We start from the raw sequence: 13217 nt of genomic DNA on the forward strand, positions 1-13217 counted from the left end.
CCGCCACGGCCGCCGCCGTCGTCCTCGCCTCCGGCCCGGCCGCCGCGCCGCCGCAGCCCCCCGGATCCCCCGGCGTCAAGGGTCGACGTCCTGCTCGTCGCCGCGTCGCCGCCGGCGCCCCCGCGAAGACGGCCGAGTACTGGCACGTCAAGAGGGCCTGGATCGAGAAGAACCTCGAACCGGGCATGGCGCCCCGCGTCATCGAGACATGGACGTCCCGGACCGGCCGGGAGTGGACCAAGAGCCCCAGGAGCGGCGGCCGCCTGGTCGAAGCCTCCCGGCCAGGGAAATTCTCACTCGGGGACATCGAGCTCTCCCTCGACGAGGTCCGTGCCCTCCCCACCGGGCCGGACGCCCTCGAAAAGCGGCTCGCGGAGATCATCTCCCGCGCCGACCTCCGCTCCCCCGCGGGCACCACGCCCGACGCGGACGGGCTGCGCCGGCTCGGCTTCCTCTCGCTCGTCGCGCTGATCACCACCGCGCCCGCGTCCCCGGACGTGCGCGCCGCCGCGTTCCGCGCCATCGCCGCCCACCCGGACGTGCGCAGCAACGGCGAGGTCGAGGGCGGCCACGAACTGCGGTTCCCCGCCTTCGAGCCGCTCCCTCGCGGGGCGGAGGGGGCCGCCGAGCTTCCGAAGCCGGAGGCGCGGCTGGTCGTCGACCCGTCCACCGGCCGGGTGACCCGCACGAACTTCTTCGTCCAGCCCGGCGGCGGCCTGGAGTGGGTCGCCCCGCCCAGCACCATGGCCATCACCGCGAACTGGACCGACGACCTCCCGGAGGACTGACCCCGATCGGCTTGCGGGCCAGCAGGAACGCCTGCGGCGACGACTCCGCGTACGCGCCGTCCTCGTCGGGCTCGCGGACGAGCCGGGCCCGCACCTCCAGGCCCGTCCGGACGAGCCGGTCGGCGACGTCGTCCGGGGACCGGAGGTGGAAGTCGAGCGAGACCGCGTGCCCGCCCGCCCGCGCCTGCCGGGACACCCCGTCCCCGGCCTGGAACGCGAGCAGCAGATGGCCGCCGGGCGCCAGCGCGCGGCCGAACCCGGCGAGCGCCTCCGCGAGCCGATCGTCCGGCACGTGGATGATCGAGTACCAGGCGACGAGGCCGCGCAGCGAGCCGTCCGGCAGGTCCGGGTCGAGCATCGAGCCGACCTCGAACCGCAGGTCCGGGTACGTCTCCCGGGCCACCTCGATCATCTGCGGGGACAGGTCGATGCCGTACGCCTGGACGCCGCGCGCGTGGAGGTACGCGGTGATCCGTCCGGGGCCGCACCCGACATCGGCCACCGGCCCCGGACGGACGTGCTCGGCGAACGCGTCGAGCATCGCCCGGTCCAGGGGCTTGACGGCCAGCTCGTCGCGGATCCATTCGGCGTAGTCGGCGGCCAGGGCGTCGTAGGACGCGCGCGTGGCGTCCAGGAAGCTCGGGGGTTCCACACCCGCCACCGTACGGCTAGGCCGACGGGCGGACGAGCTCGTCGGCGGCCCAGCGGGCGACGCCGTCCGGGTAGGGGCCCGGCAGCATCAGGACGATGTGCCGGAAGCCCGCGCCGAGCGCCGCGCCGATCGCGTCCCGCGTCGCCCCGGGCGCGTCGTACGACACCGGCAGCGGGATCGAGCGGACGATCGACGCCGGGTCGCGGCCGATCTCCGTGCAGTACCGGTCGAGGAGCGCGCCGCGTTCGGCGGCGGCGCCGAGGACGTCGCCGGGGAAGTTCCACACGTCGGCGTGCTCGGCGACCACCCGCAGCGTCGCGGCCGAGCGTCCGCCGATGACGATCGGCGGGTGCGGCCGCTGCACCGGCTTGGGGTTGCCGAACGCGCCGGTGAGCCGGACGTGCGCGCCGGCGAAGTCGAACGGCGCGTCGTCCGTCCACAACCGGCGGATCACCGTGCAGGCTTCGGCGAGGCTCCCCACGGCGTCCGCGGTGTCGTGGAACGGCAGGCCGTGCGCCGCGTACTCGCGCCGGGCGAGCGGGTGGTCGGGGCGCGAGCCGACGCCGATGCCGAAGTCGAGCCGTCCGCCGGACACGACGTCGACGGTCGTGGCGATCTTGGCGAGCAGCGCGGGCGGCCGGAACCGGTTGCTGGTCACCAGCAGGCCGACCCGCAGCCGCCGGGTCTGCGCGGCGAGGGCCGACAGCAGCGTCCAGCCCTCGAAGGCGGGCCCGTCCGGGTCGCCGCCGATCGGCATGAGGTGGTCGAACAGCCACGCGTGCTCGATCTCGGGGACGTCGTCCGCCTCGCGCCAGACCCGCAGGACGTCTTCGTAGCCGACCTGCATGGGCGCGGTCATGATGCCGAACGTGGGTGGCATGGGGGCCTCCTTCAGCGGCGCCGCAGCGCCGGGTCGAGCAGCGCGGGCGGGGTGTCGAACTTCTCCTGCGGGGCGAGGTCGACGCCGGGGGCGACGATCGCGTCGATCTCGTCCAGGACGTCGGCGGGGAGCACCGTGTCGGCCGCGGCGAGCTGCGAGTGCAGGTGCTCCACGGTGCGGGGGCCGATGAGCGCGCTCGTCACGCCGGGATGCGCCGTCACGAACCCGAGCGCCAGCCGGATCATCGTCAGGCCCGCCCCGTCGGCGACCTTCGCCAGCCGCTCGACGGCGTCGAGCCTCGCCCGGTTGTGGGGCAGCGCGGTGTCGAAGCGTTCCGGCAGCGACTTGGAACGGCTGGTGGCGATCTCCCGACCCGCGCGGACCGCGCCCGACAGCCAGCCGGACGCCAGCGGGCTCCACGCCAGCACGCCCATCCCGTACTGCTCGGCGACCGGCAGCACGTCGGCTTCGATGCCGCGCTGCAGGATCGAGTAGCTGGGCTGTTCGGTGACGTAGCGGCCGAGCCGGTGCTCGCGGGACGCCCACTGGGCCTCGACGATCCGGTAGGCGGGGAACGTCGACGAGCCGAAGTAGCGGATCTTGCCCGCGCGCTGCAGGTCGGTGAGGGCCGACAGCGTCTCCTCGTCGCCCGTCGCCGGGTCCCAGCGGTGGATCTGGTAGAGGTCGACGTGGTCGACGCCGAGCCGGCGCAGGCTGTCGTCCAGCGCCTTGTACAGCCAGCGGCGCGAGCTGCCCTGGTGGTTGCGCTCGTCGCCCATCGGCATGTTCGCCTTCGTCGCGAGGACGATGTCGTCGCGCCGTCCGGCGATGGCCCTGCCGACCATCTCCTCCGACTCGCCCTGCCCGTACATGTCGGCGGTGTCGATGAGGTTGACCCCGCCTTCGAGGGCGGCATCGACGATGGCGGTCGCCTCGTCCTGGGTGGTGCGGCCGATGCTGCCGAAGTTCATCGCGCCGAGCGCGAGGGTGCTGACCTGGACGCCCGTCCGGCCCAGAGTGCGGTACTGCATGTCTGCTCCTTGTCAACGCATGGCTTGGCCACCGGTCCCCCGCTCTGCAAGAATGAGCAAACGGAACCGTGTCCCGTTTGACGATACGGAACAGTGTCCCGTTTAGCAACCGGAGCGGCAGGGGGAACGATGAACGACGAGGGCGCGGCCCGTCCCAAGCGGGCGGACGCCCGGCGCAACAAGGAGACCCTGCTCGACGCGGCCGCCGCGCTGTTCGTCGAGTCGGGCGTGGAGGCGCCGGTGCGCGACATCGCGGCCAGGGCCGGTGTCGGGACGGCGACGATCTACCGGCACTTCCCGACGCGGGCGGACCTGATCATCGCCGTCTACCGGCACCAGGTCGAGTCGACCGCCGAAGCGGGCCCGGCCCTGCTCGAATCCGCCGCCTCCCCGCACGCCGCCCTGGCGCGCTGGATCGACCTGTTCGTCGACTTCCTCGTCACCAAGCACGGGCTCGCGGCGGCCCTGCGGTCCGACAGCGCGGGCTTCGAGACCCTGCACGCCTACTTCCTCGACCGCCTCGTGCCCGTCTGCACCCGGCTGCTCGAAGCCGCCGTCGCCGCGGGCGAGATCTCCCCCGGCCTGAAGGCGTACGAACTCATGCGCGGCGTCGGCAACCTGTGCATCGGCGCCGACAGCGACCCGGACTACGACGCGCGCCGCCTGGTCGCGCTCCTCATCGCGGGCCTGCGGACGTGACGCGAAAGGCCCGCCCGCCGCGGGATCGCGGCGGGCGGGCCAGGAAACACCGGTGTCAGCGCAGGCTGTCGACCTGCTCGGCCCCGGTGTCCACCGCGGCGTGCCTGCCGCGGCCGCCGGACCGGGCGGCGGACTTGGCCGCCGGGATCGCCGCGGCGATCAGCGCCGCGACCAGGGCGACCCCGCAGCCGCCCAGCAGGGCGACCCGGAAGCCGTTCTCGGACGCGAACGAGTGTCCGCCCATCGTCGTGGTCATCTCCGCCAGGACGACACCCACGGCGGCGGCGCCGATCGAGGTGCCGAGCGAGCGCATCAGCGTGTTGAACGCGTTGGCGGAGGCGCTCTCCTCCTGCGGGACCGAGCCCAGGATGAGCGCGGGCATCGCGCCGTAGGCCAGCCCCACCCCGCTGTTGATGATCATGAGGCCGACCATCAGGCCCCACGCCGTCCCCATCAGGCCCAGCATGCGCCGTACCCGAGCGCCAGCACCAGGATGCCGCTGACCAGGGTGAACTTCGGACCGCGGGCGTTGGTGAGACGCCCGCCGAGCGGCGAGACGATCATCATCATGACGCCGCCGGGCGCCATCCACAGGCCCGCCGCGAGCATCGACTGGCCGAGGCCGTAACCGGTCGCCTCGGGGAACTGCAGGAGCTGCGGCACCACCAGCATCGCCGAGTACATGCCGACCCCGACGAAGATCGACGCCACGTTCGTCAGCAGCGTCCGGGGACGCGCCGTGCTGCGCAGGTCGACGATCGGCTCGCGCGTCCGCAGTTCCCACGCGCCCCACGCCAGCAGGGCCACGACGGCGACGGCGAACAGCGCGATCGTCGTCCCGGAGCCCCAGCCCCAGTCGCCGCCCTTGGACAGGGCCAGCAGGAACGAGACGAGCCCGATCGCGAGGCCCACCGCGCCGACCCCGTCGAACCGCTGCCCCTTCGCGGCGGGCGGCACGGACGGGATCAGGAACCAGATCATCGCGGCGATGACCAGGGCGAGGACGGCCGAAGCCCAGAACAGCACGCGCCAGCTCGCGAACTCGGCGACCGCGGCCGCGATCGGCAGGCCGAGCCCGCCGCCGATCCCCATCGAGGCGCTGACCAGCGCGATCGACGTGCTGAGCCGCTCCATCGGGACGACGTCGCGCAGCAGGGCGATGCCGAGCGGCACCATGCCCATCCCGACGCCCTGCAGCCCCCGTCCGATGATCATCGGGACGACCGAGGACGCCAGCGCGCACACGATCGACCCCGCGATCAGCGGCACCGAGCAGGCGAGGAGCATCGTGCGCTTGCCCAGCAGGTCGCCGAGCCGTCCGGACACCGGCACGCACACGGCCCCCGCCAGCAGGGTCACCGTGACCACCCAGGCGGCGTTGGACGACGAGGTGTTGAGGATCTTCGGCAGATCCGCGATGAGCGGGGTCACCAGCGTCTGCATGATGGCGGCGGTGGTGCCCGCCAGGGCGAGCGTGGCGACCACGCCCCCCACACGTGCCGTGGGCACGGAATCTTGCATGGAAGGAGCTCCTCGACTGAGTGTCACCGTTCAGGTCTCGAGCCCGAGGCCGCACACCCGGACACGAATATGCATCGTACACATAGACTGTACCGTACATAGAATGTGGTAGATGCACATCAGCATGGGATGCTGCTCACACAGGCCAGTGCACCGGAAGGAGACGGACGCCCCATGACCCGCCCCACCTACGAGGTCGAGTACGAGCAGATGCTCCTCAGCCGGCACGAACTGCTGCGCCGCAGGCCCGTCGCGCTGGACCGCAGCGCCTACGTCCTGCTCAGCCGCATCCGCGTCCAGGGCCCGATGTCGATCGGCGAACTGAGCGACGCCTTCGGCCTCGACGCGTCCACCCTGAACCGGCAGACGGCCGCCGCCATGCGTTCGGGCCTCGTCGAACGCATCGCCGACCCGACCGGCGGCATCGCCCGCAAGTTCCGCATCACCGACAAGGGCGCCCGCCTGCTGGACGAGCAGCGCGACAGCATCGTGCGCAGCCTCGACCGCGTCATGGCCGACTGGAGCGACGACGACATCAGCGCGTTCGCCGCCTACCTGCGCCGCTTCAACCGCGACATCGAACGCCTGTCCCAGCGCCCCTGGCCGCGCCCGTGACCGATGAATCCCGGGGCGCCCGGCCGTCATAACCGTCGAACCCGTTCCGAGGAGGGCCCCGATGCGCACCGTGACCTATTCGATGAACGTCTCGCTCGACGGCTACATCGTCGGGCCGGACGGCGGCTTCGACTGGTCGGCACCCGACGAGGAGATCTTCCGCTTCTGGATCGACGACCTCCGCCAGGCCGACGTCCACCTGCTGGGACGACGGCTGTACGAGACGATGCTGTACTGGGACACCGCCGACCAGGACCCCTCCCTCGACGACTCCCAGCGCGAATGGACCGCGCTCTGGAAGCGGCTCCCGAAGGTCGTGTTCTCCACCACCCTGTCGACGGTGCAGGGCAGCAACACCCGCCTAGCTTCCGGCAACCTGGCCGAGGAGATCGAGCGGCTGCGGGCCGAGCCCGGGGACGGCGAGATCGCGATCGGCGGCGCGACCCTGGCCGCCGGGGCGGCCGGGCTGATCGACGAGTACCGGACCATGGTCCACCCGGTACTGGTCGGCGGCGGAATCCCGTTCTTCCCCCGGAACGAGCACCGGGTGGACCTCGAACTCGTCGAGACCCGCACCTTCGCCTCGCGAGTCGTCTACCTCCGCTACCAGGCCACAAGCCGACGTCAACCTGAATGACCTTGCCGTCAAATATGAGCCCTGATCTGCCGGACGGAACGCCCGAGCGCCTTCGCGAGCGCGGCCATCTCCTCCTCGCCGAACCAGATGCGTTCGGGGTTCCAAACCGCGATCTCGAACCGGGCGAACCCGCACGACCAGTCGAACTCCAGCGCGTCCAGCGACGTCACACCCCGCGACCCGCTCCCCGACGAACAGATCTACTTTACAGTTCTTTGGGGCAAGTTTCCCGAATTTAAGGTTGCCCGTCAACTCTTGCAGGGTCCTACTGGAAACTAAGCCTTGAGAGGACTCGGAGATGACAAAGGCAAAAATGCAACCAAGGGCCGAGCCGAGACGTCGGCATCGAGTATTCCCGTGGATCTTCCTTGTGGTCCAACTTCTTTTTCTCGTCTGGGTGATCTTAGGAGCCGACTCGGGCGGCGAGTGCTCACCTGACTCCAAGGGTGCTTGCGAGGCGGGAACAGCGATCGGAGTCGGGCTAATCATCGCGCTCTGGGTGGCGGTAGACATCATCCTGGCGCTCACTTACCTGGTCTTCAAAATCTTCAGGAGGTAGGACACAAAACGGACGGCCGCGACACGCGGCGTCGCGGGTCAGTCCGGTCAGCCTTCGGACGCCTTCGCGTACACGCCGATACCTCCGGCGAAGTCGAACACCACGCAGGGTTCGTCGCCGACCGTCCAGGCGTCGTGACCGGGCGACACCACGAACACGTCCCCGGGACCGGCCTCCTCCTCGGTGCCGTCCTCCATGCGCACGTGGATCCTGCCCTTGACGACGTAGCCGTTGTGGTGGACCTCGCACAGGTCGGTGCCCGTGATGTCCTTCAGCGACTCCGTCCAGCGCCAGCCGGGCTCGAAGGTCGCCCTTCCGAAGACCAGCCCCGGCAGCTCGACGACCTCCAGGTGCCCCTTGGGGAAGTCGCGACGCTCGTCCGGCTTCTCGATGCTCTTGCTGTCTATCATGATGGCCCCCTTTTTCCATCACCGCTTCCCACACTTCTCCTGTCGCGGGACGCACACAAGAAAACGGGAGTAGATCCCTAGCTCACAGAGAACCGCAAACCCCTGCTCCCGTCGGCGGCGTGCAGGTCGAGGGCGCGCGGCACGAACCCGTGCGGAACGTCGAAGACGAGGTATCCCCGGACGGACGCGCCGGCCTGCAAGGCCCAGAACGCACGCGTGGTGCGTCCCTTCGCGAGAAGCACGCCGAGATGCTCTGCCCCATCCCCGTGCAGCCGCTGTATCCGCGCGTCGAAGCGCGCTTCCGCCGACCCCGCATTGGCCACGGTCAACCGGATGCGGCACATCACACCGCGAACGACGATCCGCTTGACCTTCCGACCGCATTCGGGAGCCGACACGGTAAATCTGACATCACCATCAGTGACCGAGGAGTCGAAAGCCGCTTCCACCGGACGATTCAGATACCGGTTCACCGCGTGCCCCGCACCCCCGGCTCCCACCAGAAACGCCACGACCAGGAACGTCAGGACGAACCGGGGCCAGGCCGTTCGCCTGCCCGCGAGCCGGATGTCGCGAATCGCGAGCCAGCCGATCTGCACGCTCACAAGCAAATCGGCGACCGCCAAGAGCGGAAGCAGCCAGTCCGCGGCCGCCCGCCGGTAGCTCGTCAGCACCAGCAGGGCGATCGCCGCGGCCAGGAACTGCACTCCGGCGATGGCGCCGAACGCCTGCAGTATGCGGCGCACGACGCCGATCGGCTGCGGAGCCGGACCCGCCGACTCGTCGATGAAGGGCCATCCGTCCGGGCCGACGGGATCCGGGCGCGTTACCTGGGGGTCCGACACCCGTGGCAGCGTACGACCCGCCACCGACAAAGATCGACTTCATTTCGACGGAACGGGTCAGACCGTTTCGGCTCCGGAACGCGCGCTGATCTCGCCGACCCGGTTGTACTGGTCGAATTCGATTCCGATCGTGAAATCGGGGCCGGTAACGGTCAACTTGGCGTGGTCGGGCGTGAACGCCGCGGCGAGCCCCCGCAACCGCGCGTACGAGTGGATCGCGCGGCGGTGATCGTTCAGCGGCAGCTCCGCGATCGACTGCTGCAACACGCGCATGACGCGGGGGAACTCGGGCGCCGGCAGCCCGAACTCCGGGTGCTCGACGAGGAACGCGGCGCGGGTGCCCTGGCCGACGTCGGCGTGGTACGACGTCCAGCAACCCGACACGACCTTCGCCGCGTCCAGCAACGCCCCGGTCACGCGGGCGGGCTCGAACCTCGGCTCGGCGGGGCCGCCGGGCAGCGCGTCGAACGGGACCTCCGCGGCGGCGAGCTGCTCGATGCCGTGCTGCTGCCCGAAGTCGCGCACCCGCGCGGAGTGCGCCGTGAGCGACTCGGGGTAGCCGGAGGGGTTCGCCCAGGCCCACAACCACGACTGCGGCCCGGGTGCCGCGCTGCCGAGCAGGTGGACGCGGCTGCAGACCAGGTTGCGGCTCCCGGAGAACTCGAACCGCCCCTCCTGCATGTTGACGTGCCAGCTGTGCTCACCGACGACCTCTTCGAGGCGCACCTGGTGCTCAAGGGAGTAGATCGCCGCATCGTCGAGAACGTTGGCGAGTGTGATCACTTCGGACATGCGGGCAGGCTAGTGGCACGAGCAGCCTGACGTGGACGTATAGCGGTCAATCAGCTGAGAGCTCATCGATGCCTCGCCGAACCCGCTCGTGACGGGCATCGGCCACCCCCTCGTAGAGATCCGCCGAGCGACGCCGACGCCGCCTGACGTCCGGCGCCGTTCGAGAAGGGACTCCGCGCCCTTTTCTCGGCAGACAAAGCCCACGCGCTACCAGGGCCGGGGGTTTCGCGGCCGCAGAGTGGACGGACGAGCCGCCGAAGCGACCGTCCGCCCATGCGCCGCGGGGGTATAGCCAGCCATACGCAAGGAGTATTGCCAGCCCTAATGAATCGCGGCCCGGACGTGTTTAGCGTGGTCAGCGGTCCAGACATCAGGGGGAATCGTGAACGTGAGGCGAGCCGGTAGGCGACGCGTCCGGTCAGCGGCGATGCTGGCGGGCCTGGTCGCCCTCTGCGCACCGGTGGGCGCACCCGGACGCGCGGAGGCGGCACCCGACCGCTCCCGGCTGCAGGCCGATCTCGACGCGGTCCGGAAGCATGGGGTCACGGGCGCCTGGGCGGAGGCGACCGACGGCCGCACCGCGCGTACCGTCCGGTCCGGGGTGGCGGATCTGGCCACCGGGCGGCCGGTACCGCGCAACGCGCACTACCGGATCGGGAGCACCACCAAGACCTACGTCGCCGTGGTGCTCCTGCAGTTGGTGGCCGAGGGTCGGCTTTCGCTGGAAGACCCGGTCGAACGCTGGCTCCCCGGGGTGGTCGCGGGCAACGGCAACGACGGGCGCGAGATCACGGTCCGTCAACTGCTTCGGCACAACAGCGGGCTGCACGAGTACATCCTCGATATGCCGATGTACAAGGCGTTGCTCGCCGAGGGATACCAGGGCTTCTCCCGGGAGCGGTTCCGTACGCACCGGCCCGAGGAACTGGTCGCGATGGCCATGCGGCACCGGCCGAACTGGGTGCCCGAGGGACCCGACGAGCAGCGCTGGTCGTACTCCAACACCAACTACATCCTCGCCGGCATGATCGTCGAGCGGGTGACCGGACGCACATGGGAGCAGGAGGTGCGCGCCCGGATCACCCGGCCGCTGAAACTGAACGACACCGCGGTCCCGCCCGACCCGCGCGGCTTCCCGTCTCCGCACGTGACGGCCTACCAGCGCTTCCTCGACGACGACCGGCTGTACGACGTCACCCTGACGGCCGACCGGTACGCCGACGGCGGCCTGGTCGGCACCACCCGCGACGTGGGCCGCTTCTTCCGCGCCCTCATGGGCGGACGGCTCCTGCCGCCCGACCAGCTGGCCGAGATGATGAAGACCGTTCCGGAGCGGGAACCGGGGAACACCGAGGGGAGCGGGCGATACGGCCTCGGCCTGGAATGGAGCCCGCTGAGCTGCGGCGGCGGCTACTGGCACCACGGCGGCGACTCGCTCGGGGTCTCCAACCGTCTCGGCGTCACGCCGGACGGTCGGCGCAGCGTCGTCGTGGCGATCTCCACCGAAACCCTCGACGAGAACACCGAGGTAGCGAAGGACGCCGCCGCCGCGAGACTCGTCGACCGGGCCCTCTGCGAGCCGTCCACCTGACGCGTACCACCGGCGCCGCGCGCCCGGCCGAGCGTGCACTCGGCCAGGCGCGCGAGTCGGCGTACGGCACTTGCTGCCGATGAACGCGGGGCGTCCGAGGGGTCAGTGCGTCTTGATCGCCTCAGCGAAGCGCCGGAAGTCGCGGCGGCTCACCACGAGCTTCGGGCCATCCGGATCCTTGCTGTCACGAACGGCCACGATGCTAGAAGCATCGGCTACCTCGACGCACTCGCCGCCGTTCGAGGTACTGCGGCTCGCCTTACGCCAGGCCACATGCAGATTCATATTCCCACCAGCGTTGATGGACACAACGACGTTCAGGAACTCTTGAGCAGCTCGGCGATGCGCCGGAAGTCGCGGCGGCTCACCACGAGCTTCGGACCGTCCGGATCCTTGCTGTCACGAACAGCAACAGTGTCGACCACGGACGCAACCTCTACGCAGTCTCCGCCGTGCTCCGCACTCCTCTTCGCCTTGCGCCAGACGGCGTTACTCATGTCCATGTCTCCTCCAAGGTCTTCCTAATCACGTTCCGCGACATACTTGTCGGCAACGCGCTGCCTCTCAACGCATCGAGTGTACGAGCCAGTCCCACAATGTCCCGGGGCTCATCGGTAGTAATTCCACGTACCGCAGTTTCGAGGTAGGCTATCTCGCTTCGGTCTTTCATCGTGGCCAGGACGAATGATCCTCCCTGCCCTGCCGGTACGCCTTCCTCATTCAAGACGACCTGGATAGTCACGTTCGGTAGCGACCCCATGGTCAGCAGGTGCTCTAGCTGCGCTTGCATGATCTTGCGCGAGCCGACGATGTTGTTGAGGACGTGATCGCTCAGCAACGCGATCATGGAGACCGGAGGAGGAGTGTCTCGCATGATGATCTCTTGCCGAGCCATGCGAGCTCGGAGCGTCTCCTCCGCACCCAAAAGGGTCCGGGCATAGTCCTCAGTCTGGAGGAGCCCTGGGACGATGTTCGGTTGCCAGGTAACCAGCAGCTCCGCCTCGGCCTCCACTTCGGGCCAGTCGAACCACGTCGGTACCCCTAAGGTCCCCTCACCGTTCAGGTCGTCGTAGAGGTTGAGGAGCACTCCACCCGCCTTGAACTCGGGATCCAGGGCCTCGACGAGGCTCCGTTTGCACCGTTTTTTCCCGCTTTCGATCTGCGAGATGTAGGACGCGGTCATGCCGACCCGGTTGGCGGCGCGCGACTGACTCAACTCGGCGCGTTCCCGGTAGCGCTTGAACTGGCGTCCGAACGCGGCCAGCGCAGGAGACGAAACTGCACGTCGACGAGGGGTTCCCATGATCACGACTCCTTAACTGGCGGGTACTACCCATAACCGCTAGCAGAAGATCAACATCAGGATGTTCCTTCTTTCTGCACGTTAACAGTCATCGGCCGTTTATGCATGCCCTACTGAGAGGAACGACCGGGCACCTCGCGAAGGGATCTCCCGATGTCAGATGCGGTTCTCTCGGCGGAGACGCCTACGCTCGTCCTCACGCCTTCCGACCGGGCGCCCGCGCGCGCTCGGCGGTTTCTCGTCGAGCAGTTCGAGGAACTCGGCGTTGGTGACGACTTCGCTGGGCGGCTCGTAGTTACGGAATTGGTTACCAATTCCTACAAACACGTTGGATTCGGTCATATCGTCGTGCGGGTCTTCCCCGACGAGGCCAAGACCGTCGTGTACGTGGAGGTGTGGGACGAGGGGGACGCGCTGCCCGTCGTCCGTCCGGAAGACCACGGCGCGACGAGCGGTCGCGGGCTGCCGCTGATCATCGAACTCGTGCAGGCGTGGGGCGTCCGTCCGCTCTACGAGACCGGCAAGGTCGTGTGGGTGCGGTGCGCGCTCTGACCGTTCGGGCGGAATCCGTCGTTCTGGCCTGGCGCACGTGGTGGGGGCGGTCGACGGCGATCCGCTACCTGGACGCGCTCGCCGGTGCGCTCCGTCCGAGGGGATACCGCTGCGTCGAGCTGTACCGAGCCCGGCCGCCGGTGTTGTGCGTGTTCCCGTCCGCCCCTCACGACCGCGCGGGCCTCGCGGTCGGCGTCCGCGCGATGCCCGGCGGGTCCTGGGGTTACCACCAGGCCGGAAGCCGCTACCTCTGCCCGTGCGGCGACGCCGAGGGCGCCGCCGAGCTGGTGGACCACATCCTCACCTGCCGCATGTCCCCAGCGACCCGATGAATCGAGGCAC

General features: G+C 69.7%; 19 protein-coding genes. 7 read left to right on the forward strand and 12 right to left on the reverse strand.

Translation table 11 applies throughout. The features are described 5' to 3' along the window. On the forward strand, window positions 1–788 hold a 788-nt coding region (locus BJF79_RS56865; RefSeq protein WP_075907362.1), incomplete at its 5' end, for a hypothetical protein. On the opposite strand, the gene BJF79_RS48705 is transcribed toward BJF79_RS56865, so the two are convergent. Genes BJF79_RS48705 through BJF79_RS48715 form a run of 3 tightly spaced genes read right to left on the reverse strand, consistent with a single transcriptional unit; the run spans window position 751 to window position 3351 of the window. Beyond that, entirely contained in the window at window positions 751–1440 is a 690-nt protein-coding gene (locus tag BJF79_RS48705; RefSeq protein WP_075907394.1) for a class I SAM-dependent DNA methyltransferase, read from the reverse strand. The two genes, BJF79_RS56865 and BJF79_RS48705, sit on opposite strands and share 38 nt — an antisense overlap. A 16-nt stretch (window positions 1441–1456) precedes the next feature. Then, on the reverse strand, window positions 1457–2320 hold the full coding sequence (locus BJF79_RS48710; protein WP_075907363.1) for an LLM class flavin-dependent oxidoreductase: 864 nt from the start codon (window positions 2318–2320) through the stop codon (window positions 1457–1459). A gap of 11 nt (window positions 2321–2331) precedes the next feature. After that, window positions 2332–3351: an aldo/keto reductase gene (locus tag BJF79_RS48715; RefSeq protein ID WP_075907364.1), complete on the reverse strand. Its 1020-nt coding sequence runs from the start codon at window positions 3349–3351 to the stop codon at window positions 2332–2334. Window positions 3352–3480: 129 nt separating this feature from the next. Between BJF79_RS48715 and BJF79_RS48720 the strand changes: the two genes are divergently transcribed. After that, on the forward strand, window positions 3481–4050 hold the full coding sequence (locus tag BJF79_RS48720; protein WP_075907365.1) for a TetR/AcrR family transcriptional regulator: 570 nt from the start codon (window positions 3481–3483) through the stop codon (window positions 4048–4050). Between the two features lie 55 nt (window positions 4051–4105). On the opposite strand, the gene BJF79_RS65015 is transcribed toward BJF79_RS48720, so the two are convergent. Further along, window positions 4106–4516: a hypothetical protein gene (locus tag BJF79_RS65015; RefSeq protein WP_262403686.1), complete on the reverse strand. Its 411-nt coding sequence runs from the start codon at window positions 4514–4516 to the stop codon at window positions 4106–4108. Continuing rightward, complete coding sequence (locus BJF79_RS48725) at window positions 4504–5571, reverse strand: MFS transporter (protein ID WP_262403687.1); 1068 nt, start codon at window positions 5569–5571, stop codon at window positions 4504–4506. The genes BJF79_RS65015 and BJF79_RS48725 overlap by 13 nt, the downstream gene beginning before the upstream one ends. 174 nt (window positions 5572–5745) lie before the next feature. On the opposite strand from BJF79_RS48725, the gene BJF79_RS48730 reads away from it, so the two are divergent. Together BJF79_RS48730 and BJF79_RS48735 are read left to right on the forward strand one after the other, a co-directional pair. Continuing rightward, complete coding sequence (locus BJF79_RS48730; RefSeq protein WP_075907366.1) at window positions 5746–6186, forward strand: MarR family winged helix-turn-helix transcriptional regulator; 441 nt, start codon at window positions 5746–5748, stop codon at window positions 6184–6186. Between the two features lie 61 nt (window positions 6187–6247). Then, window positions 6248–6823 carry a dihydrofolate reductase family protein gene (locus tag BJF79_RS48735; RefSeq protein WP_075907367.1) on the forward strand — a complete coding sequence of 192 codons (576 nt, stop codon included), beginning with the start codon at window positions 6248–6250 and terminating at the stop codon, window positions 6821–6823. Window positions 6824–6831: 8 nt separating this feature from the next. Here the strand turns inward: BJF79_RS48735 and BJF79_RS56870 are convergent, their stop codons facing one another. The 4 genes from BJF79_RS56870 to BJF79_RS48755 form a co-directional block, all read right to left on the reverse strand. Beyond that, on the reverse strand, window positions 6832–6993 hold the full coding sequence (locus BJF79_RS56870; protein ID WP_158079535.1) for a hypothetical protein: 162 nt from the start codon (window positions 6991–6993) through the stop codon (window positions 6832–6834). A 436-nt stretch (window positions 6994–7429) separates the two neighbouring features. Then, window positions 7430–7792 carry a cupin domain-containing protein gene (locus BJF79_RS48745; protein ID WP_075907369.1) on the reverse strand — a complete coding sequence of 121 codons (363 nt, stop codon included), beginning with the start codon at window positions 7790–7792 and terminating at the stop codon, window positions 7430–7432. Between the two features lie 77 nt (window positions 7793–7869). Next, entirely contained in the window at window positions 7870–8637 is a 768-nt protein-coding gene (locus BJF79_RS48750) for a DUF4352 domain-containing protein (protein WP_075907370.1), read from the reverse strand. A gap of 57 nt (window positions 8638–8694) precedes the next feature. Beyond that, on the reverse strand, window positions 8695–9429 hold the full coding sequence (locus BJF79_RS48755) for a DUF6882 domain-containing protein (RefSeq protein ID WP_075907371.1): 735 nt from the start codon (window positions 9427–9429) through the stop codon (window positions 8695–8697). Window positions 9430–9811: 382 nt separating this feature from the next. Between BJF79_RS48755 and BJF79_RS48760 the strand changes: the two genes are divergently transcribed. Further along, window positions 9812–11020 carry a serine hydrolase domain-containing protein gene (locus tag BJF79_RS48760; RefSeq protein ID WP_262403688.1) on the forward strand — a complete coding sequence of 403 codons (1209 nt, stop codon included), beginning with the start codon at window positions 9812–9814 and terminating at the stop codon, window positions 11018–11020. Window positions 11021–11122: 102 nt separating this feature from the next. Here the strand turns inward: BJF79_RS48760 and BJF79_RS48765 are convergent, their stop codons facing one another. The 3 genes from BJF79_RS48765 to BJF79_RS48775 are packed head-to-tail and all read right to left on the reverse strand — an operon-like array spanning window position 11123 to window position 12323. Continuing rightward, on the reverse strand, window positions 11123–11329 hold the full coding sequence (locus tag BJF79_RS48765; protein ID WP_410050239.1) for a DUF397 domain-containing protein: 207 nt from the start codon (window positions 11327–11329) through the stop codon (window positions 11123–11125). Window positions 11330–11337: 8 nt separating this feature from the next. Continuing rightward, window positions 11338–11523 (reverse strand): DUF397 domain-containing protein, encoded by a 186-nt coding sequence (locus BJF79_RS48770; RefSeq protein ID WP_075907374.1) that lies wholly within the window; start codon window positions 11521–11523, stop codon window positions 11338–11340. After that, the gene (locus tag BJF79_RS48775) at window positions 11514–12323 is read right to left on the reverse strand and encodes a helix-turn-helix domain-containing protein (protein ID WP_075907395.1); all 810 of its coding nucleotides are present in this window, start codon (window positions 12321–12323) and stop codon (window positions 11514–11516) included. The genes BJF79_RS48770 and BJF79_RS48775 overlap by 10 nt, the downstream gene beginning before the upstream one ends. A gap of 153 nt (window positions 12324–12476) precedes the next feature. On the opposite strand from BJF79_RS48775, the gene BJF79_RS68185 reads away from it, so the two are divergent. Continuing rightward, window positions 12477–12875, forward strand: coding sequence for an ATP-binding protein (locus BJF79_RS68185; protein ID WP_075907375.1), 399 nt, complete (start codon window positions 12477–12479; stop codon window positions 12873–12875). Further along, window positions 12863–13207 carry a hypothetical protein gene (locus BJF79_RS48785; RefSeq protein ID WP_075907376.1) on the forward strand — a complete coding sequence of 115 codons (345 nt, stop codon included), beginning with the start codon at window positions 12863–12865 and terminating at the stop codon, window positions 13205–13207. Before BJF79_RS68185 ends, BJF79_RS48785 begins: the two co-directional genes overlap by 13 nt. Window positions 13208–13217 lie beyond the last annotated feature (10 nt).

The sequence above is a fragment of the Actinomadura sp. CNU-125 genome (genome assembly GCF_001942465.1).
In the GTDB taxonomy this organism is placed as follows: Bacteria; Actinomycetota; Actinomycetes; order Streptosporangiales; family Streptosporangiaceae; genus Spirillospora.